This window comes from Synechococcus sp. OH30 (genome assembly GCF_047462175.1).
In the GTDB taxonomy this organism is placed as follows: Bacteria; Cyanobacteriota; Cyanobacteriia; order Thermostichales; family Thermostichaceae; genus Thermostichus.
Map to the genome: position 1 here is coordinate 74,676 of NZ_JANSIP010000002.1, position 20,276 is coordinate 94,951.

17 protein-coding genes and 1 pseudogene are annotated in these 20,276 nt (G+C 59.9%); 5 read left to right on the plus strand and 13 right to left on the minus strand.

The genetic code is table 11. From position 1 onward, the window contains the following. Positions 1-55: 55 nt before the first annotated feature. The 6 genes and pseudogenes from NW830_RS03170 to NW830_RS03195 all read right to left on the minus strand — a co-directional run bounded on the left by NW830_RS03170 (position 56) and on the right by NW830_RS03195 (position 4,782). Complete coding sequence (locus NW830_RS03170) at positions 56-604, minus strand: DoxX family protein (protein WP_414404553.1); 549 nt, start codon at positions 602-604, stop codon at positions 56-58. A 344-nt stretch (positions 605-948) separates the two neighbouring features. Further along, positions 949-2,172, minus strand: a pseudogene (gene ribB, locus NW830_RS03175) (3,4-dihydroxy-2-butanone-4-phosphate synthase); the annotation flags it as partial. A 43-nt stretch (positions 2,173-2,215) separates the two neighbouring features. Continuing rightward, positions 2,216-3,376, minus strand: coding sequence for a molybdopterin-synthase adenylyltransferase MoeB (moeB, locus tag NW830_RS03180; RefSeq protein ID WP_414362905.1), 1,161 nt, complete (start codon positions 3,374-3,376; stop codon positions 2,216-2,218). Positions 3,377-3,378: 2 nt separating this feature from the next. After that, on the minus strand, positions 3,379-3,660 hold the full coding sequence (locus NW830_RS03185; protein ID WP_414362888.1) for a MoaD/ThiS family protein: 282 nt from the start codon (positions 3,658-3,660) through the stop codon (positions 3,379-3,381). A gap of 172 nt (positions 3,661-3,832) precedes the next feature. Further along, positions 3,833-4,321: a M67 family metallopeptidase gene (locus tag NW830_RS03190; protein ID WP_414362889.1), complete on the minus strand. Its 489-nt coding sequence runs from the start codon at positions 4,319-4,321 to the stop codon at positions 3,833-3,835. A gap of 173 nt (positions 4,322-4,494) precedes the next feature. Then, entirely contained in the window at positions 4,495-4,782 is a 288-nt protein-coding gene (locus NW830_RS03195) for a DUF6464 family protein (RefSeq protein ID WP_414404566.1), read from the minus strand. Positions 4,783-5,103: 321 nt separating this feature from the next. On the opposite strand from NW830_RS03195, the gene hslO reads away from it, so the two are divergent. Then, positions 5,104-6,042, plus strand: a complete 939-nt coding sequence (hslO, locus tag NW830_RS03200) for an Hsp33 family molecular chaperone HslO (protein WP_414404554.1) — start codon at positions 5,104-5,106, stop codon at positions 6,040-6,042. 245 nt (positions 6,043-6,287) lie between these two features. Beyond that, on the plus strand, positions 6,288-7,280 hold the full coding sequence (locus NW830_RS03205) for a glycosyltransferase family 2 protein (RefSeq protein ID WP_414404555.1): 993 nt from the start codon (positions 6,288-6,290) through the stop codon (positions 7,278-7,280). Here NW830_RS03205 and NW830_RS03210 read toward each other — a convergent pair. Next, on the minus strand, positions 7,273-8,496 hold the full coding sequence (locus NW830_RS03210) for a YcjF family protein (RefSeq protein ID WP_414362894.1): 1,224 nt from the start codon (positions 8,494-8,496) through the stop codon (positions 7,273-7,275). The genes NW830_RS03205 and NW830_RS03210 overlap by 8 nt on opposite strands. 216 nt (positions 8,497-8,712) lie before the next feature. Here NW830_RS03210 and NW830_RS03215 point away from each other — a divergent pair, with 216 nt between their 5' ends. The 3 genes from NW830_RS03215 (at position 8,713) to NW830_RS03225 (ending at position 10,253) form a co-directional block, all read left to right on the plus strand. Further along, a complete protein-coding gene (locus tag NW830_RS03215) occupies positions 8,713-9,264 on the plus strand; it encodes a Dps family protein (RefSeq protein WP_414404556.1) in 552 nt (183 codons plus the stop codon). Between the two features lie 139 nt (positions 9,265-9,403). Next, entirely contained in the window at positions 9,404-9,676 is a 273-nt protein-coding gene (locus NW830_RS03220) for an Asr1405/Asl0597 family protein (protein ID WP_414362897.1), read from the plus strand. Further along, positions 9,660-10,253 (plus strand): (2Fe-2S) ferredoxin domain-containing protein, encoded by a 594-nt coding sequence (locus NW830_RS03225; RefSeq protein WP_414362898.1) that lies wholly within the window; start codon positions 9,660-9,662, stop codon positions 10,251-10,253. Before NW830_RS03220 ends, NW830_RS03225 begins: the two co-directional genes overlap by 17 nt. A 31-nt stretch (positions 10,254-10,284) precedes the next feature. On the opposite strand, the gene NW830_RS03230 is transcribed toward NW830_RS03225, so the two are convergent. From NW830_RS03230 to menA, 6 genes are all read right to left on the minus strand, one after another. Next, positions 10,285-11,247: a Gfo/Idh/MocA family protein gene (locus NW830_RS03230; RefSeq protein ID WP_414362906.1), complete on the minus strand. Its 963-nt coding sequence runs from the start codon at positions 11,245-11,247 to the stop codon at positions 10,285-10,287. 166 nt (positions 11,248-11,413) lie between these two features. Next, positions 11,414-12,649: an LL-diaminopimelate aminotransferase gene (locus NW830_RS03235; RefSeq protein WP_414404557.1), complete on the minus strand. Its 1,236-nt coding sequence runs from the start codon at positions 12,647-12,649 to the stop codon at positions 11,414-11,416. Positions 12,650-12,740: 91 nt separating this feature from the next. Continuing rightward, on the minus strand, positions 12,741-16,019 hold the full coding sequence (locus NW830_RS03240) for a hypothetical protein (protein WP_414404558.1): 3,279 nt from the start codon (positions 16,017-16,019) through the stop codon (positions 12,741-12,743). Between the two features lie 80 nt (positions 16,020-16,099). Continuing rightward, the gene (locus NW830_RS03245; protein WP_414361220.1) at positions 16,100-17,188 is read right to left on the minus strand and encodes an LptF/LptG family permease; all 1,089 of its coding nucleotides are present in this window, start codon (positions 17,186-17,188) and stop codon (positions 16,100-16,102) included. A gap of 163 nt (positions 17,189-17,351) precedes the next feature. Then, on the minus strand, positions 17,352-19,142 hold the full coding sequence (locus NW830_RS03250) for an LptA/OstA family protein (protein WP_414404559.1): 1,791 nt from the start codon (positions 19,140-19,142) through the stop codon (positions 17,352-17,354). Positions 19,143-19,281: 139 nt separating this feature from the next. Beyond that, on the minus strand, positions 19,282-20,148 hold the full coding sequence (gene menA, locus NW830_RS03255) for a 2-carboxy-1,4-naphthoquinone phytyltransferase (protein ID WP_414361217.1): 867 nt from the start codon (positions 20,146-20,148) through the stop codon (positions 19,282-19,284). Positions 20,149-20,276: the final 128 nt, after the last annotated feature.

Consider the following 20,276-nt stretch of genomic DNA (forward strand, 5'->3'; position numbering starts at 1 on the left):
GCTCTGTGCCGACCCCTGGCCTCTCTCCCAGAGGAGGGGCAAGTTCCAGGGCAGCTCAGGAGCGAGGCGGCTGAGCGGCTTCGCTCTCCGCTTGTAAGGAAGACTGCAAGCTCTCCAGCTTCTCTCGGCTGCTGCGGTTTAGCCACGCTTCAATTGCCTTCACCAAAAGCTGATCCCCTGAAAACCAGCCGCCGCCATTTACCGCAAAGGCAAAGAAGATGGCTGCATAAATGGCCGATAGCTCCAGGTAGGGAATGCTGAAGCCGGCTACTTTGATGTGGTGAAACATGGCCACCGCCATTGTGGCCACCAAGCTCAAGGCAGCAGGCCGCGTGAACAAGCCCAAGGCCACCAGAGGGGCTGCAATTAGCTCAGTGTAGGCGGCTACATAGGAGAAAAAGATTGGGAAGGGCAAACCAATGACTTCTACGTAAGCTGTTGCAAATCCTTCGATGTCCGCCAGCTTGTCAAGGCCGTTGTGGATCATGAATAGCCCTGCCACCACCCGCAGGACCGTCCAGCCCAACTGGGACCACCGCTGGGCAACGCTGTCCTGACGTAGGAGGGAAGCTAGCAGCAGAGGAAGCCGCTGGAGAAGTGTCATAGAGGAAACCTGCTCTGGGAGAGTCCGTTAATCATTGTAACGATTCTGAATTGTCTGTAACAAGAGGAGGCCTTTACAGGGGCGGCCCTCTGGCTAGGAGCGGGGATCCCTCCCCCCCTCTAGAGCAGTTCTCGGGTAGGTGCCAGCGGGATCTTTCTGGCAGCTGCAGGCGAGCCCTTTTGAAAAGCTCCCTCACCGCAGCTCCCTGCGGCTGCAGGATACCTCAGGGGCCAGGTTGAGGCCAAAGTAGCTGCTGCCGGAAGCTCCTCCGCTCAGGGCTTCTCAAGCGCTTTTGACTTCGGGAGCGGCCTCTGTTCTGGAATGCTCTACCGTCCTAGACGGGAGTGGAGCTGCGGCTCAGATTTTTCAGTAAGCGAACAGGACGGCTCCAGGTGCAAATTGAGATCCGACTCTTCTAGCAGCAGGGGCACTCGTTCAGCTACCTCTAGGCCAAACCCTTTCAAGCCACTGATGTGGCGGGAGGTGTTGCTGATGAGACGCATCTTCCGCACCCCCACATCCCGCAGAATCTGGGCGCCGATGCCGTAATCGCGCAGATCCATCGCTGCTGGCGGCGCAGTTTCGGCTAGCCCTAGATCTTGACGGGCATACAACTGAATTTGCTCGATGAGGCTAAGCTCTGGTCGGCGCAGGTACACCAGCACTCCCTTGCCCTGGTGGTTAATCATTTTCAGGGCAGCAGTTAGTTGACGACGACAATCGCAGCGCAGGGATCCCAGCGCATCCCCCAGGGGGCACTCTGCCTGCACGCGCACCAGAACGGGCTCAGCGGCAAATTGGGCTGGATCCCCCTTCACCAACGCCAGGTGTTCTACCTGGTTGAGGGTGTCGCGGTAGCCGTAGACCTGAAACTGGCCGAACTCCGTGGGCAGGGTGGCGGTAGCCCCCCGCTGGACCAACCGCTCCGTGCGCAGGCGGTACTCAATGAGATGGGCAATGGTGATGATTTTGAGACGGTGCTTGCGGGCAAACTCAACCAACTGGGGCAAGCGAGCCATGGAGCCATCGGGGTTTTGGATCTCGCAGAGCACTCCCGCTGGGTAAAGCCCTGCCAACAGGGCCAAATCCACGGCTGCCTCGGTGTGCCCAGCTCGCTTGAGCACCCCACCCTCCCGCGCCCGCAACGGAAAGACATGCCCCGGTCGGCGCAGGTCTTCCGGTCGCGTACGGGGATGGATGGCTGCCTGGATGGTCCGAGCGCGATCGGCAGCGGAGATGCCCGTAGAAACCCCTAACTCTGGCCCAGCATCGATGCTGACCGTAAAGGCAGTCTGCTGACTGTCGGTGCTTTGCCCCACCATCAGCGGGATCTTCAGCTCGTCAAGGCGGGATCCCTGCATGGCTAGGCAAATGAGGCCCCGCCCATGGGTGGCCATGAAGTTGATGACCTCTGGCGTGGCAAACTGAGCCGCACAGATGAGATCCCCTTCGTTTTCCCGATTTTCGTCATCGACCACGATGACCATGCGGCCCCCTCTAAGGTCTTCCAGGGCCTCGGGAATAGAGTGGAAGAGGGTCTCTGTCTCTGCTGGTAGAGTGGTGCTCATGGAAGAAGCTACCCCAGGCCGACGCCTTCAGGACTTCTAGGACCTAGTACTTCGGAATAGAGGGATCGTAGGCTGCAGCCCAGGCGAGGATACCACCGCGCAGGTTTTTCCCCTCGATCCCGGCCGCCTTGAGGATCTTCAAGGCTTTGGCCGAGCGCGCCCCGCTCTTACAGTGGACAATGAGCTCTGAGCCGTTCAGGAGCCGACGCACCTGCTCCACCCCATCGCCGTTTTCAATCTGGGGCAAAGGGATCAGGTGGGCGCCTGGAATCCGGCCAATCTCCCACTCGCTGGGATTGCGCACATCTACCAGCACAAAATCCTTACCGGCGTCCATCCAGGCTTTCAGCTCGTCCACCGTAATCTCGGGGATCTCCGTCTGTTCTGCAGCCCGCGCCTGCGGGATGCCGCAGAACTGCTCGTAGTCTATAAGCTGGGTGATGGGCGGGGTGGCAGGATTCTTGCGCAGCTTTAGCTCGCGGAAGGTCATCTTGAGGGCATCGTAAAGAAGGAGCCGCCCACTGAGCGTTGTGCCGATACCCAGCAGGATTTTCACAGTCTCAGTGGCCTGGATGAGGCCAATGATGCCAGGTAGGATCCCCAACACCCCCCCTTCCGCACAGGAGGGCACCAAGCCTGGTGGGGGGGGTTCGGGGTAGAGGTCGCGGTAGTTGGGACCGCCCTCATAATTGAAAACGGTTGCCTGCCCCTCGAAACGGAAGATAGAGCCGTAGACGTTGGGCTTGCCCGTCAAAACGCAAGCGTCGTTAACCAGGTAGCGGGTGGGAAAGTTATCGGTGCCGTCGACAATCACGTCGTATTCAGCAAACAGCTCTAGGGCATTGTCAGCCTTCAGGGCGGTGTTGTAAACGTCCACCTGGCAGTAGGGGTTGATCTCCAGGATACGGTTTTTGGCCGATTCCACCTTGGGCTTGCCCACCCAGGAAGTGCCATGGATCACCTGCCGCTGCAGGTTGGACACATCCACGACATCAAAATCAACAATGCCAATCCGCCCCACGCCGGCTGCAGCCAAGTAGAGCAACAGGGGCGAGCCAAGACCCCCTGTGCCAATGCACAACACCTTGCCCGCCTTTAGCCGCTTCTGTCCTTCTAGGCCCACCTCCGGCAGGATCAGATGGCGGGAAAACCGCTCCATCTCCTCGCGGGAGAGAGTGACTTGGCTAGTGTCTAGGTTCAACATAGTCACAACCCTCCAGCAATGGCAGGAACGATGCTAATGACAGCCTTTTCGCCTACAGGAGTGTCTTCGCCCTGGGCTAAGTTGCGCACATCCTCGTCATTGAGGTAGATGTTGACGAAGTTACGCAACTTGCCGTCCTCCGTGTAGAGGTGGCGCTTGAGCTCGCCGTAGCGGGTAATTAGGTTGCGCATCACTTCGCCAACACTGCTGCCTTCGACTTCAACCGCTTCCAGGTTATCGGTGTAAGGCCGTAAGGGGGCAGGGATCAAGATCTTGGTTGCCATAGGAGTTTGGGGAAGGACTCTAGCAATCTCGAGTTAACTCTTGAGGCTTTGGGCCCAGCAGGCCAACCTACTTGGTAGTCACCTCACCTCTCCAGTCCAGACTAGCGCCTTTTCCGACCCTCGCCCCCACGCACCCATTAATTCCGCTGGGGAGGGCTGCCAACGGCTGGCTCTAGCTGGCCAAGGCCCAAGCCAAGGCAGGGGGTGCCTCTGCCCAAACCTGGATTGGCTCCTGCTGAGGTTGTTCCTGCTCATCCAAAACCCAGCTTGCCACCTCCCCTGCCTTGCCGTTGTGCACGCTTACAATTACGCAGGAAAAGCCCCAAGGAAAAGCGTGCTGTCGGTCAAACTCGGAGGGGATGGCAGGGTGATTGGGATGGGAGTGGTAGGTGCCCAGGATCCCTAGGCCCTTGGCCAGAGCATGGTCGCTGGCTCGCTTGAAGTCAGCTGGCTCAATTAGGAAACGGCGGCGGCTGGATTCCCCATCCGCCAAGGGGTTTTCGGCCCGCTGCCAGCTGTTGGCCACTGGCCAAAGCTCGTAGACGACCTTGTCGGATCCGTTGAGCTTGCCAATTAAAATGCCACAGCCCTCGTCGGGGAAGGCTTGTTCGCCGTGCTGGCGGATGGCGCGAAGGTGCTCTGTCGAAAGGTGGAGGGCCATGAATCTCGCCTTTGCCGATGGAATTATCGTCCTTTTATTGTGACACAGAAAAGAGGCTTGAGAGCCTTGCAGAACCCCGAGCTGCGGTTTCGAGAAGAGAGTGACACCCTCCTGGCGCCAGCCCTAAGGAGGGGGCCGCGCCTTGCGGCAAAGCCTTGACTTGGCTCCTGCAACTACTCCGGCCTGCCGTGGCGGGCAGCTGGCGCTGGAGGGATAAGAGGTAAGTAGTGGGGGCAGCCCTGGCAAGGCCCCTGGGGGTTGACAGCGCAGCGCAACCAGGCTGAGCGGGCGCTAAAAACACAGGAGGGATCCCCTAGCGGTTGGCCGAATTCTCCGGCCCGCTGGCGGCGCAGCAGTACTACTTGCCGGCGCCAGTCCCGCAAAAATCGGCTGTAAGCGCGTTCTTGCCAGCGGCGCTTGGCCGCATGGTGCAAGAGATGGGCAGTGAGGTTAGCCAACATGAAGCAGTCACCCAAAAAGAAGGCCAAGAGGCGTGGGGTCGTGGTGGATTGGCTTGGATCCTCCAAGATGGCACACCCCACAAGGAGAGGGGAAAATTGCAAACTCTCTTTGCCGTAGCTGCAAGGCTGCCTGGCCAACTGGAGGGGCTAGGAGCTGCTGAAGGGGTGCCAGCCGCTGGCTAGTAGGCAGGGGGATAAGCCGCCTATGATGGGGGTATAGAACAAGCTGGCTCCGACTTCTAGGAAGTTGCAGCGAGGCTCTCTAGTCAGCCGCCAGGGGATCCCGGCAAGCTGGCCCCTTAGAGGAGTATCGAGGTTGCAATGAAAGGTGCCTCTGGATCAGCGCAAGGGCAAAGTCCTCCCCCCTCCCCTTCGGATTACTTGATCCGAGGTACGGCGGCAGAAGGCAAAATTCGTGTGGTGAGTGTTGTTTCCACCCAGGCAGTCCGGGAAGCGAGGGAGCGGCACAAGCTCTCCTACGTAGCCACGGTGGCCTTGGGGCGAGCCATGAGTGCAGCCCTGCTGCTAGCGGCTGACCTGAAGGAACCCCAAGCCCGGGTTAGCTTGCAGATCAGGGGCGATGGCCCCCTTGGTGGCATTCACGTTGATGCCGGCGTGGACGGTACAGTACGCGGCTACGTGAGCAATCCGGCCATTGAGCTTCCCCTCACCCCTGAAAGCAAGTTGGACGTGGGCCAGGCGGTTGGGCGCTACGGCTATTTGCACATCGTGCGGGACTTAGGCTACGGCCAGCCCTATACCAGCACCGTGGAGCTGGTTTCGGGAGAGGTGGGAGATGATGTTAGCTACTACCTCACTTCCTCTGAGCAGATCCCCTCGGCAGTCCTGCTTGGGGTAAACCTTGATTCCCAACGGGTGCGCGCTGCCGCGGGAGTACTGGTGCAGCTTCTGCCAGGGGCACCAGCCAGCTTGATCTCGGAGATGGAGGCGCGTTTAACCCAGGTGGGAGAATTTAGCCCCCGGCTGGCCCGCGGTGAGGGGTTGCGGGAGTTGTTGGAAATTTGGCTAGGCGACTTAGATCTAACGCTAGTGCCGGAGAGGCTTCCTGTCCGCTTCCATTGCCCGTGCAATTCCGAGCGAGTGAAGGGGGCGCTGCGCCTGCTAGGACGGGATGAGCTTATGGATATGATCCAAACCGACAAGGGAGCGGAGGTAGTTTGCCAATTCTGCAACAAGGTCTACTACTTTTCGGAAGACGAGCTGCGCTCCCTTGTGGCCGAGATGTCGGCAAGCCAGTAAGGGCAGGGGTTTGATCCTCAGCTTGCCCGGCAAGCTTGGTTGGACAAGCTTTCATCCCTGTCCTAAATTGTGTCCTAAATTAGACTTATCCAGCTGGTGGCAAGATTAAGCTTTAGGGGGAGTTACGCCTATGAAGATTCCTCTACCACAGTTGGATCAAGAGCCCCCCTGGAGAGGAGTCCGAAGACAAAGCGGCAACAGGGGTTTAAAGTCCACCTTCGAAAGGGATCCCTACCTTTTGCCCCATGTCCCCCGTTACTCCTGAGCTCTCGGTTGTCATCCCCTGCAAAAATGAGGCAGACAACCTGGAGCATCTGTTCGAGCGCCTGCGACTTACCTTGGATCCCCTAGGGATCCCCTACGAGATTATCTGTGTTAACGACGGCAGCCAGGACGACACGCTGGAAAAGCTCATTGCCTTCCATCGCCAGGATCCCCGCATCAAGGTGGTCAACCTTTCCCGCTGTTTTGGCAAGGAGATTGCCCTCACAGCGGGTCTGGATTATGCCTCCGGCAGAGCCGTTGTTCCCATCGATGCCGACCTGCAAGACCCACCAGAGCTGATCCCGGAGATGCTGCAGCTGTGGCGGCAGGGGTACCAGGTGGTGTACGCTGTGCGCCGTAGCCGCCGAGGGGAAAGCTGGCTAAAACGCCTGACAGCCAACGGGTTTTACTGGGTGATTGACCAGCTCAGCCAGGTGCCGATCCCGCGCAATACGGGGGATTTTCGGCTATTGGATCGTCAGGTGGTAGACGCCATTAAGCAACTGCGGGAGCGCACCCGCTTTATGAAAGGGATCTTCGCCTGGGTGGGCTACCGGCAGACGGCCATTTTTTACGACCGCGCCCCCCGCTTTCGCGGCAGGAGCCAGTGGAACTACTGGCGGCTGTGGAACCTGGCCATAGAAGGCATTACCTCTTTTAGCTCTTGGCCGCTGCGGGTGTGGAGCTATCTGGGCTTGGCGATCTCGCTGGCGGCTCTGCTCTATGGCCTTTTCCTCGTCATTCGTACTTTGCTGTTTGGCTCCGATGTGCCCGGCTACGCCTCTTTGGCGGTAATGATCTTATTTTTAGGTGGGATCCAGTTGATTAGCCTGGGCGTGATTGGAGAGTATCTGGGCCGCATTTTTGAAGAAGTGAAAGGCCGCCCCTTGTACCTAGTCAATGGCTCCTTTGGGTTCGAGGCCCTGCAGCCTTCCCCTGCTCCAGAATCAGATCCAATGTCCACTCCTATTTGAGGGTTTTGCGTCCCGAAGCGGCATATTCTCGGTACTCGCGCACAAAGATCTCTTGCATCTGGGCTTGGGAAAGCTGGATCCCTTGGATTTCGGCGCGGGCAATAGCCTTCATGAGCTCAATATAGGCCAGGCCCAGGGAAAGGGTTAGGGTAGCCGCTGTGGTGGACTGGATGAGGCCGCCCACAAGGGATCCCGCGCCAGGAATCATCTTCAGCAAGTTCGAGACAATGGTCCGACCGGTCACCACTGCACCTCCAATCCCTGCCAAAGCCGCCATCAAAGAGTAGTAAAAAGAAGGGGAGGCTTTATAGCCGAAGATAAAGCTGATATTGGCAATCATGCCCACTTGTGCTGCTGCCAGTAGAGGGGCATCGGCAAAAGGAAGGGGTGCGGCGCCGATGAACGCTGCGCTGGCCACATAGCCCGAGACATACTTAAAGGCAGCATCGGCCTTGAGATCCACCCGCAGCAACTGCTGCCGGATAAAGGCAAGACGTGCAGCCTCGGGCAGCAGCTCCGAGGTACAGCCAATCAGGTGCTCCAGTCCGTGGGCGGGGATGGTGAGGTGCCGGTTAATAACTTTTTCGCGGGCCAGGAGAGGAACGATGTAGCGAACAGGCAGGTTCTGGTGCTGCAAATACTGGAAAAACTCGCTCTCTTCGGGATTGGGGTATTCCAGGCATTGGGTCAAGACTAAGATGACCGGTACATCTTTGAGTTCTAACTCTCTCAGCCACTCACGCTCGGTTTCCTCCAGCCGCTTCAGTTCGTGGTGGATGCAATACCAGACAATGTGGATGTGATGTTCGGGATCCCTGAGGCGCAGCTCGTCAATGAGCTGGGACACCTCGAGCCGAACCTGGATATTCTGGTCTCCCGCCAACTCCAGACCAGGTGTATCGTAGATGGTAATTGGGCAACCCTGCTTCGAGTATTTGCGAATGTGGCGGGTAACAGGGCTGCCGATCCCGGTACGGGCCAGCTCATCTTTAAACACCGCATTGACCAAGGTGCTTTTGCCCACCCCGCTTTTGCCAATCACCAGGACATTGCAGTGGCCCATTTCTGCCTCTGCTTCCAGAAGACTTTCCTTGACCAGCTGGCTGGCCCAATCCCAGGATTCCTGCCGCTTCGCTGCGGCCCGCCCAATTGCCCGCTGGGTTAAGTGAATGAGCTTTTCTACCCAAGAGTGGCTTTCCGGCCCTGCTGCAGACATGTTCTGTCCCTTCGCTAGGGAGTTATTGAGCTGACACCCCCTCCCAGTGTAGATCCTGGGGGAGACGGCAGCGGTCTAGGAACTAACACTTTATTGAGAGCTATTCACAAGAAATATGAGGCTGGACTATGCTGGGACAAAGAGGGTGCCAAGAGCTCCCGGATCTGCCCAGTCGAGGAGACTGAGGGACTAGCCCTTTTATTTTGGAGAAGCTCTATGTCTGAAACCTCAACTTTGCGCCAGGCCTTCAACAGCGTACGTGACAACCCCATCCTACTTGGCCCCGAAGTGACCCAGCCAATCTGTGAAGGGATGAACACTCTCCTGGCCAGCTTTCAGGGGCTGTGCCTGCAGTACCAAAAGCATCACTTCGTGGTGGAGGGCACTGAGTTCTACCCGCTACACCAACTGTTCAAGGATCACTACGAGCAGACGAGGGAGCATGTCCACGACCTAGGAGAGCGCCTGCAAGGGCTAGGAGGTGTACCTGTGGCCACCTTCGCCACCTTGGCCCGCCTCTGCTGCTTTACCCCTGAGCCGGATGGCGCTTTCGCGGTGCGGCAAATGCTGCAAAATGACCTGGCGGCAGAGCAGGCCATCATCGATTTGCTGCGGCGCCAAGCCGCCCAAGCGGAAAGCCTAGGGGATCGCGCCACCCGCTACCTCTACGAGCAGATTCTGCTCAAGACAGAGGACCGCGCCTTCCACCTCAACCACTTCCTAGCCAACGACAGCCTAGTGTTTGGCTTAATGGACGGCAGAGCCTAGTCAGGATCTGGGGCAGGTTCGCCGGCCAGGTGACCTGTCCTGAGACCGGGGGGCTTATTTTTGTAAGCATTTGTTGAAAATTTATATCATTACTGCTCGATTGGGTTTAGATTGATTTGCCGAGGTTTTGCTCCTAGCCATGAGCCCTGTATCTTTTGAGGGCGGCTATTGTTTGCAGATCCCCTTAGGGGAACGCTGGCGCATTGGGCGGCGGCTGGTGGAGTTGGGGATCCCGGCGGTTTGTACGAAAGAGGGCCATTTGCAGGTGCAGGTGGACACGCCTCTGGCCCTGTTGCAGGTGCGCAGTGTTATCCGGCAGCATATGGCGCGGCGGCAAGAGTTGCTGGAAGAGCTGGAAGCTTGTTGGCGCTTGAGCAGGGAGGGTCGGGGAGAAGGTGGGCAAGTTGGCTAAGCAAAGGATCCCCTTTGAGGCGGAGGGCTATTTTTTGGGATTTCTTCCTGATAAGGATGGCCAGCTCAAGTACCTGCGCTGGCAGGTCGGCTCGGAAGTGTTTGCCGGCAAGATCCCCAAGCCGCTGCGCTCTGAGCTCTACCGCAGCCTCAAGCCGGGGGATAGGGTGCAGATTGCGGGGGAGCGGGAAGTGAATTTGCTGAAGGGGCGAGAGAAATGGGTGCTCTACCGTGTGGTTCGGATCCCAGCCATATCTCCCCCAAAAGCTGCTCCAGAATCAAAGGAAAAGAGGCAAGGGGTCGTCTTGGTCTGCCAGAAGTCCGACTGCTGTCGGCGGGGGGCGCTGGAGGTGATGCAGGCTCTGCAGACTTACCTAGCAGTCTATGAGGGCATCCGCGTGCAGGGGGTGGGCTGCCTGAAGAACTGCAAGCGGGGGCCGAACGTGGTGTTCCTGCCCGACAAGGCTCGCTACAGCGGCGTTTCTTCGCAAGAGATCCCGGCTCTGTTGGAGCGGCACTTTCCACTGGCGCACACAGGCACTCTAGGTGGCAACATCTGCCAGAAAAGGGGGCCGTAACCCTGCCTGCTGCCAGCAACCTCCCTGGGATCTAATCCTGGACGCGGACAACCTGCTGAGCCTGGGCAGAGTGCTCGGCGGCCTCGGCCACAGCCAGGGCGTGGAGCATTTTCTCAGTATCCACGTAGAGAGGACTGCCGCAGCGCAGGTGAGCCAGCACCAGGCGGGTATCTTGCTCAAACAAGCTGTGGCGGGATCCGGTCTCCAAGGGGTGGGCGCTGCCGGGGCGCAACAGCATTGCCTCTTCGCCGTTGATCAGCAAGCCGCCCCGCTGGCCATGGAACTCCAACAGGCGCTGGGAACACCACAGGGAATCCCCTTTGCCATAGGTCAGCACGGCCAGTAGCCCATTGGCAAAACTCAGTTGGGCGGTGCAGTAGCAACTGTTGTAGCGGTGGGGCAAGTCTGGGCCCTCATAGCGCAGCTGGCAGCTCACCCGCTCGACCTTTCCCAACAAGTCCACCAGGCGGTGGATGCGGGAGACAGCCCCCATGAGGGGGAAGCCAAACAGCTCGGGCCGATAAGTCCAGCGGTCGGGGGCGGGGTGGGCGGCAGTAAGAGTAAGGTAGCGAACGGCAAACAACTTGCCCAGCCCTGGCAGCTCCCGTCTCAGCAGCTGGTGAACGCCGCTGAGGAGCTCAATGTGCTCCACGTGCAGCAGCAGCTGCCGCTCCGCTGCCAATTGCACCAGCGAGCGAGCTTCGGCAACGCTGAGGGCGAGGGGATATTCCACAACAGTGTGGATCCCGGCCTCCAGAGCGGCACGGGCAATGGCCGCGTGATCCCGATTGATGGTGCTAACAAACACCAGATCCAGCTGCTGCTCGCAAAACAGGGAAGACCAGTCGGAATAGGCAGCAGCCCCCAACTCAGCGGCAAAAGCAGCACTCCGCTCGGGCGTTCGGCCAGCAACTGCCACAATCTGCACCTGTCCATCTTTGCGCAAGGCTTCTGCCCGTGAGCGAGCGGCGTAGCCAGTGCCGATGATCCCCACCCGCAAGGCCTGGTTCCTCCCCTAGCCTGTTTCTGTCTGTAGCATCCCACAGAAGGGATCCCTTCCACCACCCCAACTGGGATCTCCCCCCACCCAGCTTGGCCAGGATGGGTGCGCAGCAGACTCTAGGCCTTGGCAACTGCTCCCAGGCTATGGCCCCGGCTGCTTAGCTGCCGAACACGCGAACAATGCGGCGCATGGCTTCTTCTACGTTGGCGCGGCTGTTAAAAGCCGACAGGCGCAGATAGCCCTCGCCAGCGCTGCCAAAGCCAGAGCCGGGAGTTCCCACCACATGGCAGGTGTGCAGGAGCTTGTCGAAAAACTCCCAACTGCTCAGTCCCTCCGGAGCCTTTACCCAGACATAGGGAGCGTTGACGCCGCCGTAGGCCTGGATGCCGGCTTTGGCAAGCTGCTCACGAATGATGCGGGCATTCTCCAGGTAAAACTGCACCCGAGCCCGCACCTGGGCTTGCCCTGCCTCGGAATAGACGGCCTCGGCCCCCCGCTGCACAATGTAAGCCACGCCGTTGAACTTGGTGGACTGGCGGCGATACCACAGGCTCCAGAGATCCACCCAGGAGCCATCGGCAGCCTGGCCCCGCAGCGACTTGGGCACCACTGTAAAGGCGCAGCGGGTGCCAGTAAAGCCGGCTGTCTTGGAAAAGGAGCGGAACTCAATGGCGCATTCCCTTGCCCCTGGGATCTCGTAGATGGAGTGGGGGATCCCAGGCTCCGTAATGTAGGCCTCGTAGGCGGCATCAAAGAGAATGAGGGAGTTGTGGGCGCGGGCATAGTCCACCCAGGCCTGCAGATGCTCCCGGGTTGCTACCGCGCCGGTGGGGTTGTTGGGAAAGCAGAGGTAGATGACATCAACTTTTTGCTCGGGCAGGCTGGCAGTAAAGTGGTTTTCTGCAGTCAGCGGCAGATAGACCAGACCCTCGTACTCACCCCGCTCGTTGGCCGGCCCCGTGTGGCCGGCCATCACGTTGGTGTCCACGTAAACCGGATAGACGGGATCCGTAATGGCAATGGTGTTGTCGTGGCCGAGAATATCGAGGATGTTGGCGCAGTCGCACTTGGAGCCGTCGGAAATAAAGATCTCAGAAGCGTCGATGTCGCAGCCACGGGCCTGAAAGTCGTGCTGGGCAATGGCTTGGCGCAGCCACTCGTAGCCCTGTTCTGGGCCGTAGCCGCGGAAGGTAGCCCGATCCCCCATCTCCTCCACAGCCCGGATCATGGCTGTCCGGCAGGCTTCCGGCAGCGGCTCGGTAACATCGCCAATGCCCATCTTGATGATCTGAGCTTCGGGATGGGCGGCGGCAAAGGCCTGTACCCGCCGGGCAATCTCGGGAAAGAGATAGCCAGCCTTGAGCTTGAGGAAATGGTCGTTGATCCTGGCCATAGGAGCTGCTGAGGAAAAAGAGCCGTCGGCCCTCCAGTGTAGCCGAAGCCAATTCCCTGCTGCTTCCGTCAACCCCCGTAACCTGCCTGGCTCACTGCCCCAGGCTATCTAGACTGAAGGCGCCCAGTGGCGAGGTCAGTTGCAACTCTCCCCGCTCCTGGGTTAGGCCGAGGGGGCGGCTGGGAAAGGCCACCAGGATTCCTTCTAGGCGCAGCGACGCCGCCACGGGATCGTAGGCCAAGCGCAGCTCGAGATCCCGCAGGTCGCGGCGCACCTCAATGCGGCGGATCCCTGCCTCCGTTAGGCCCAGGCGGAGCCGCCAGTGGTTTTGCCACTGCGTGCCAAGGGTCGCATCCAACTCCAGGCCATAGGTAGAGAACTGGCCTAGCTGCGGATCGTAAACTGCCTGCAGCGCGTAGCTGATCCCTGGCTCATAGCTGTCTAGACCCGAGCGTTGCTCTCGGTTGAAGGTGGTACTGCTGCGCCCCCGGTATTCTAGACGAATTGGCTGCAACTGCCCTTTGTTGAGGTCGTAGGACGTTTGCACCTGGATATTGAACAGCTCAGGGGTGGTGTTCCAAGTAAAGTTGGCGTTGAGGGTATCCCACTTTTGAGCGACAAAGTCATAGCCCAGGCTGGTGTCCAGGCGCAGCAGGTTTTTTACTTCCGCCTGCAGCTCCTGCAAGTTGCGGGAGGCAATCGCTTCCAAATCCTCCGGCGTGTCGTCGGGGAAAGTCAGGGCTATGGGCAGCTCCCCCGGCAAGTCATCTTCAAAGGCAAGGTAGCCAGGGGGCACGTTGAGCAAGAAGTTGCGGGGGGTGAAGAAGCTAATGCTGGCATTGAGGCGATCCACATCCTTGGGGCTGACAGAAAGGGTTTGAAAAGGGGCAGAATTGTTGCCGTAGAAGGTGCGGCTATACCGCAGGTCAATGGTGCTCCAGTCGGCGGGCTTGAGGCTGAGGCGGGGGTTGAAGCTGAGGCTGGATTCCTGGTCGGGAGTGGAGTAGAGGACTTGGGTGTAATCGATAGAGCCGGGCGCAAAGGTTATCCAGGGAGCCGGTTGTACGTCAGTGAACTGAAGGCTGGAGCGCAGCTCGTAGCGATTGAAGAAGTGGAGCTGGGATCCCCCCGCCTGAGCCGGCTGTTGCTCCTGAGTGAAGGTGAAAGCACTGTTAAGGAAGATATCGGGCGTAAGGCGAAGGGGATCGGCGCTAAAGGCCAGCTCAAAATTGCGGCGCGGCTCGGTGTCGCCATTGGAACTGCTGTAGCTGCGGTAGGTCAGGCGGTAGGTGCCGCCCCAGCCGGGTGGGGTGAGTTGGGCACCCAGGGTCAGCCGTGCGTCGGCAAAATCTGGCCCATCTTTGACACTCACCCGCTGGTTGTAGTCCAAGCGCAGATCCGACTGCAGCCAAGGCACGCCCCCGTAGCGCTGGGTGTGGCTGAGGGTGAGGGGAAAGCTATAGGTGCCGTTTTCCTGGGAGCCGCTGCGGTTGATGTTGAGGGTGGTGGTGGAGAGATCCCCCTGAAAGGTGGCGTTGAGGCGGAGGTCGGCATTGTCGTTGCGCCCGCCAGCAGGACGGTAGGTGTTGTCTAGGTTGAGGTTGAGCTGGCCCCGCAGTTGGCCTGCTTGGCCGAGGAGGTTGGCAGCGTAGAAGTCAAAGTTGTGGTCGAGGCGGAAACGGCTGGAAAAACGCTGCTGGTCAGCTTCGGTTACCAAGTAAAACTGGGCTCGCCCGTAGTTGACGCTGTCGGGGATGGGGAGAATGTAGTCGTGTAGAAAGCCGATGCCCAGGCCTTTCTTCTGCAGGAGATCCAGCCGCAGGCCGCCGAAGTTGTACTCGTCGAAGCGGTAGGCCCAACTGGATTTGACAAACACCCCTTCCGCCTCACTGCGCCCCGGCAGCACCCATTGGTGATCCCGCAGGCTGTAGACAAAGAGGGGCAAGTAGGCAATCTGCAGCCCCGCCCGCAGATCGCCCTCTTCGCTGAGTTCGCCGCCGGCAAAGACGCGGGCGTCGTAAACGATAACCCGATCGTCAGGAAACACCTCCACCCGATCCCCTTGCACGTAGTAGGTAATGGGCGGCTCGGGCGAAGTGGTGATGGTAGCCTTCTTGAAGAAGATCCGCTCTCCCAGCAGGGCGGTGGTCTCTTGGCTGCGCACAAAAACCTTGGTACCCGGCTCCTCCCCCGGCAGGATCACCAGCGAGTTTTCAAATTGAGCGCTGCGACCGGGGATATCCAAGTCCAGGTTGCGCCCCTCGATTTGCCGGATCCCGCGCCCCTGGGGTCCGGGGGGCCACTCCATGCGAAAAGGGCCCTCGCTGCGCAGACGCCGTTCCCGCCGGTAAAACAACAGCCGCTCGCCAGTGATGCGGGTGCCGTCGGCTAACTGGATCTGGGCGTTTCCCTCAGCAATGCCCAGGTCTTGTTCAGCGATGTAGCGGAGCACATCCCCACTGACGTTGATCTGATCCGGGTCGAGGGGGATCTGCCGTTGGCTGGTGGCGGTGGCCGCCAGTTGCTGGCGAATCTGGGATCCCTGGCTGGCAGGCGGAGCGGCTTCTGGGCCGGCGGCAGAAGCGCCCAGATCCCGCAACAGGGGGAACCGCTCCAACAACTGGGGAGCCAGTAGAGATCCGGCAGTGGGGGTGAATGACTCAGTTCCGCTTTGAGCTGCCATCTGAGTGCCGGTGGAAGCAGGTGCAGGGGAAGGGGCGCCGCCCAAATTCCAGCTCCCGCCGGCTTGCGAGAGCAAGGTCGGGATTTGCTGCGCCGCCTCTTCCGAACCAAGCCCCTCTTGCCCTCGAGGGGTAACCGGATGAGCAGTAGCTAAGCTCTCGCCAGTGGATCCTAGGCCGCGCCTAGCCTCGGTGGGACGCAGGCGGCGTTCTTCTTCCATCCGCAGGGCAGCAGCTTGGGAACGGGGAGAGCCGAGGGAGTCCAGAGTCGGAACAGTTGCAGGGGGCATCGCCGCTGAAGCGGGCCGGGAAGACGGCGTTGCCTGGGCCTGTTGTGCCTGTCGCCGGGCGTGGGCCGCTGCCCCCTCGGCCAAGAGCCGTTGCAGCCGCTGCCGATTCCGCTCTTCCGGCGTGAGCACCTTTTCGGGAGGGGATCCCGAGGAGACAGCAGGTGTCTTCCAAGAGCTGGAGGAGGCCGCTGCTGCACCCAGAGGCAACGCAGGCGCGCTCAGGAAGGATTGGGCCTCGGCTAGGGTGATGGGATCACCAGGGGGAGCAACCGATTCTGGGCTGGAAGCTCGGTGAGCCGGTTGTAACCGCTGGGCCGACGCTTGCGCTGCCCAAAAGTGCTGGTAGCCCTCCATCTTGGTGGGCAGGGGATCCGGCTGGGCAAAGACCGCCCTCCCCATTCCCACCCACAGGGAGCTGCCCCAGCAAAGGGCCAACCACTTGGCCCAAGGGCTGAAGCTAGGCAAGAAGATGCCGGATCTCACCGTAAAAACCGCCACAGGAGAGAGAAGCCCGCCCCGCCGAAAATCATATTGGGCAACCAGGCAGCCAGCCAGGGATCGATATGCCCAACTCGACCCATGGCTCGTCCCAGGCTCATCAGTACATAGTAAATAAACACCAGAACAATCGCTAGCGCCACGCTGCCGTAGCGACCTGTCTGCCGCACCGTTTGCAGGCCCAGGGGAGCGGCTACCAAGATGGCAAAAAAGCTGGCCAGGGGGATGGCAAACTTGAGGTGGTAGTCCGTTAGACAGCGGGCCACATCGGCAGGAGGGCGCTGTTCCTGACGGTAGCGCTGGCACTGCTCCCACAGCTCCGCTGCCCGCTGCTCCTGGGGCACCTTTTCGGCATAGACCAAGCCCACCAGCTGGTTAACAATGTTGAGCTCCATCTCCGCCACCTGGCCTTCGTAGTAGGTGCGCCCCTGCTCGTCATAGCGACGGATCACCACCCCTTGCAGGTGCCACGCTTGGCCCACCTGCTGCGCCCTTTGGGCCGAGATCACTTGCGGGTAGCGCAGGTGGCCAGTCTCAGCCTTGCGATCCAAAATCAACAAATCCTGCATCAAGCCAGTCTTGGGGTCAATTGATCCAACATGAAACCAGAGATCGCTGTCTACTCGGACAACCTCTCCTGGGCTAAAGGGAAGGGCATCCTGAGCCAGGACAAGGTTGGTGTTGAGAGTCTTCACTTTTTGGTTAGTCTGGGGCACAATCACCTCATTAGTAAAGAGCGCTAAGCCACTAATGAGAAGACCAATGCAGAGTACGGGAAGCAACACTTTGCGATAGGGGATCCCGGCAGCCCGCAGGGCGGTGATCTCGCTGTCGGCCCCCATCCTGCCCAGGGTGAGCAGGGTGGCAAAGAGGCCGGCAATGGGAAAGGTAACTACCAAAACAGCGGGCAGATTGAGAAGGAGAATGTGCAAAATCGTGAGGGGAGGAGCCCCTTTTTTCACCAGTAAATCGGCGTAGATAAAAAGCTGGTTGCCCAGCATCATCACCGTGCCCCCTGCCACCCCCAAAAAGAAGGGGCGAATCATCTCCTTAAAAAGATAAAACTCCAAAAAAAAGCCCCCAAATTTTAGGGATCCCCACAAGCTCCCCCTACCAGCAGCGCCTTGGTGCCGTTTCCCTTTGGTCAATTGGGTGGGCATGTGCCTTTATTCCCTCAGACTGGCGTGCAACTTAGCCGGCCCCAGACGAGTGGCAGGCAAGGGTTGGATCCCTTCAGAGGGCGTCGGTGAGGCGAAATTGAACCATCCCCTGCTGCTGCTCGTCCCCCTCGACGGTGTACTCATCCCGCTCCAAGTTCAGGGTGACCAGCCTGCCGCTGAGGCGGTTGGCGCCCCGGCACATCTGATCCAGAGCATCGCGACCGGGCAGACCCTCACTGGTTTTGGGGGGAACGGGAGTGAGCTCGCCGCGATCGCAGAGGAGGACGGGAGCCTGATCGGCGGTGATCTTGAAAATTTGCCCTTGGTCGGAGTAGTCGGCCCGATCTCCCTCAATAGCGCGGTTAGCCTGGACGATTACCACATTACCGAAGAAGCGGGCATCGCCGCTGGCCTGGTCGATCTCCACCCGATCGGCATAGATCACCGTCGGTTGATCAACATCGGCCTGGGTCTCGGGGTTTTGTAGGCGCTGCGCCAGCCAGTCTCCCTCGATCTGCTCGATCACCACCTCTCCCCACAGCTCTACCTTGTCAGGGGTGATGGTGGCCCGGTTGGCTTTGGCTTTACGCCCCCGCTGGATAAACTCGACGGACCCACTGAACTCCGAGGTGCCCGTGCGGGAGTTGTAAACCAGGCGGGCGGCCCGCACCTCCGTTTCAGCCTGGCGCAGCTCCTCTAGCAGGGATCCGCCTCCGGCAGCCGCTGGGGAGGTGGCCCTCTGCTGGTAGAGAACATTTTCCTCAAAGACGAAGATCTTGTCGCGGTGGTTGCCCTCTAAGCGAGCGGCCGTGAGCACCCGCCCAGGCTCGCGCAGGGTCACTCCCCCCGTCAGCAGGCTTTGGGATTCGCGGCGGCGGTAGGTGCCCTGAGCTGCCTGGATGGTGGTTTCCCCTTGTTGAATTTCCAGGTTGCCCTCCCCGCGGGCAATTTGCGTGTTGCGGTCGTAGGTGAGACGGTCGGCAATGATGGTGACTTCCTGGTCCTGGGGGCTTGGAGTGGCCTGAGGACCAACCTGGGCCAAGCGCAGGTCGGCCAAGAGGGGATCCCGGCTGGTGTCGCTGGCTACCTCCTGCAACACCACGCCGCCGGAGAGAATGCTCTGGGCCTGCTGGCGCAGGTAGGTACCCTGGGGAGCGCGAATCTCGAGGCTGCCTTCGCGGATGCGCAGGTTGCCTTTCCCCTCGGCCACCTGTTGGGTGCGGTTGTAGGTGATCTGGTCAGCGGTAATGGTGGTGGAGGTGGTACCGCCCGGGCCATCCGCAGACAAGACAACGAGCTTGCCCTGCTCGGCCCTGAGGAGGGCAAATTGGAAGTTAAACGAGCCGGAGCGGCCTTGCAGCACCATTTCCTGCCCTTTGACAGTAAACGGCGCTGGCACTTCTATGCGCTCTGCAGGGGTAATCCTCAAGGCGCTGGTCAGGAGCAAGCTGCCATCGCTGCTTCTAACCTCTACCCCCTCCTCCAGGTGCAGCTCGTCGGCGGTGGCGTCGTAGCGGGCCCGCTTGGCCCGCCAGGTCATCTGCTCGTTGCTAGCAAAAAATGGCTCCGGCACCCCTTCCCCGCGCTCAACCTTGTCTCCATAGAAGTAGCCCTGCGCTCCCTGCTCGAACACCTGCTGCCCAGCAGCCAGCTTCACCTGTTCGGCAACGAGTCGCCAACGACGGCGCCCCCCCTGCTGTCCGATGATGTCCACCTTGCGGCTGACCGAATGGGGCTGATCTGGGGAAGAAGGCTTCACTTTTACTTCTTCAATCTCAATCGCCAAGGCCCAGGCAACCAAAGCCGCCAAGAGCCCGCTCCCCAAGAGCGCCACCCCCAGATTGGAATGGAAAAATTGCTGCATCCTCTCCCTTGCTGCTTCTCCAGCTCGATCCCTAGCTCACTCTGGGCAGTGGAGCCAACTCATCAACCCGGCAGCTAGGCTGTAGCTTAGCGCAGTTTGCCAGCAGCAGGAGGATCCAGATCACAACCCCCTCTTCCCCTTAACCTAAGCGGCTGAGGATAAAGCCCAACCCCAGAAACAGCCCTAGCCAAAAGTGGAGGCCAACCGCAATGAACTTGGAATGACTAATCCGCTGCGGCTGATCGTAATAGGTGCCCAGCAGGCGGGAAAGCCGTACTGCAAAGGGGATCCCGGCAAAACCCAGCAGTGTCCAAGCGGGGAAAGTTCCTAGCCCCACAAACAGCAGCAGCAAGCCAAAGATACTGCCGCAGATCCAGGGGATGAGACGGGCAGCACGGCGGGTGCCTAGGCGAACCACCGGCGAGCGCTTGCCGGCAGCCAGATCATCTTCCACCTGATGGAAATGGGAGCAAAACAAGATTAAACTGGTCGCCATTCCCACCACCAGCGAGGCTGCCAAGGCCGGCAGCGACCAGGTCTGACTTTGGCTATAGTGGGCAGCCAAAACCGCCAGCGGCCCAAAGCTCAAAAAACAGAGGATCTCTCCTAGACCTTGGTAGCCTAGGCGTAGCGGCGGCCCCTGGTAGGCGTAGCCTAGCCCGCAGGCCAGCAGTACCAACAGCAACACTGTGGGATCCGCCTGCCGCCAGCTCAGCCAGAGGATCCCTGCCAACCCCAGGGCCAGGAAGGCATTGCCAGCCCAGAACACCTGCTCCGGCCTGCCGGTTAGGTTGACCAGCGAGTGGAGCTTGTTTTTGTCCACTCCTGTCTGGGCATCGAAGACATCGTTGCTGATGTTAACCCAAGCCAGAAGGCAAATGGCCGCCCCCAGAAACACCAGCAAAACCCCCACATCCATCACCCCCACCTGGGCATAGGCGATGGCGGATCCCACCCAGATGGGCATGATGGCCACACTGTACATGGGCGGCTTGAGGGCAGCCATCCACAACTGCCGCCGAGAGCAATCCTCCCAAGCGCCCTTCTCGGCAAGCTGGACTTGACTGGTCTCTGGAGCTCTGCAGGTTCTCTTCGACGGCTCCGGCTGTGCGAGCATGTTGGATCTGGCTCTCT

Bases quoted from the DNA above. Each gene is read 5' to 3' on its own strand.
- NW830_RS03170 (WP_414404553.1), bottom strand. From the start codon at position 604: ATGACACTTCTCCAGCGGCTTCCTCTGCTGCTAGCTTCCCTCCTACGT.
- moeB (WP_414362905.1), bottom strand. From the start codon at position 3,376: ATGTTGAACCTAGACACTAGCCAAGTCACTCTCTCCCGCGAGGAGATG.
- NW830_RS03185 (WP_414362888.1), bottom strand. From the start codon at position 3,660: ATGGCAACCAAGATCTTGATCCCTGCCCCCTTACGGCCTTACACCGAT.
- NW830_RS03190 (WP_414362889.1), bottom strand. From the start codon at position 4,321: ATGGCCCTCCACCTTTCGACAGAGCACCTTCGCGCCATCCGCCAGCAC.
- NW830_RS03195 (WP_414404566.1), bottom strand. From the start codon at position 4,782: ATGTTGGCTAACCTCACTGCCCATCTCTTGCACCATGCGGCCAAGCGC.
- hslO (WP_414404554.1), top strand. From the start codon at position 5,104: ATGAAAGGTGCCTCTGGATCAGCGCAAGGGCAAAGTCCTCCCCCCTCC.
- NW830_RS03205 (WP_414404555.1), top strand. From the start codon at position 6,288: ATGTCCCCCGTTACTCCTGAGCTCTCGGTTGTCATCCCCTGCAAAAAT.
- NW830_RS03210 (WP_414362894.1), bottom strand. From the start codon at position 8,496: ATGTCTGCAGCAGGGCCGGAAAGCCACTCTTGGGTAGAAAAGCTCATT.
- NW830_RS03215 (WP_414404556.1), top strand. From the start codon at position 8,713: ATGTCTGAAACCTCAACTTTGCGCCAGGCCTTCAACAGCGTACGTGAC.
- NW830_RS03220 (WP_414362897.1), top strand. From the start codon at position 9,404: ATGAGCCCTGTATCTTTTGAGGGCGGCTATTGTTTGCAGATCCCCTTA.
- NW830_RS03235 (WP_414404557.1), bottom strand. From the start codon at position 12,649: ATGGCCAGGATCAACGACCATTTCCTCAAGCTCAAGGCTGGCTATCTC.
- NW830_RS03240 (WP_414404558.1), bottom strand. From the start codon at position 16,019: ATGGGGAGGGCGGTCTTTGCCCAGCCGGATCCCCTGCCCACCAAGATG.
- NW830_RS03250 (WP_414404559.1), bottom strand. From the start codon at position 19,142: ATGCAGCAATTTTTCCATTCCAATCTGGGGGTGGCGCTCTTGGGGAGC.
- menA (WP_414361217.1), bottom strand. From the start codon at position 20,148: ATGGCTGCCCTCAAGCCGCCCATGTACAGTGTGGCCATCATGCCCATC.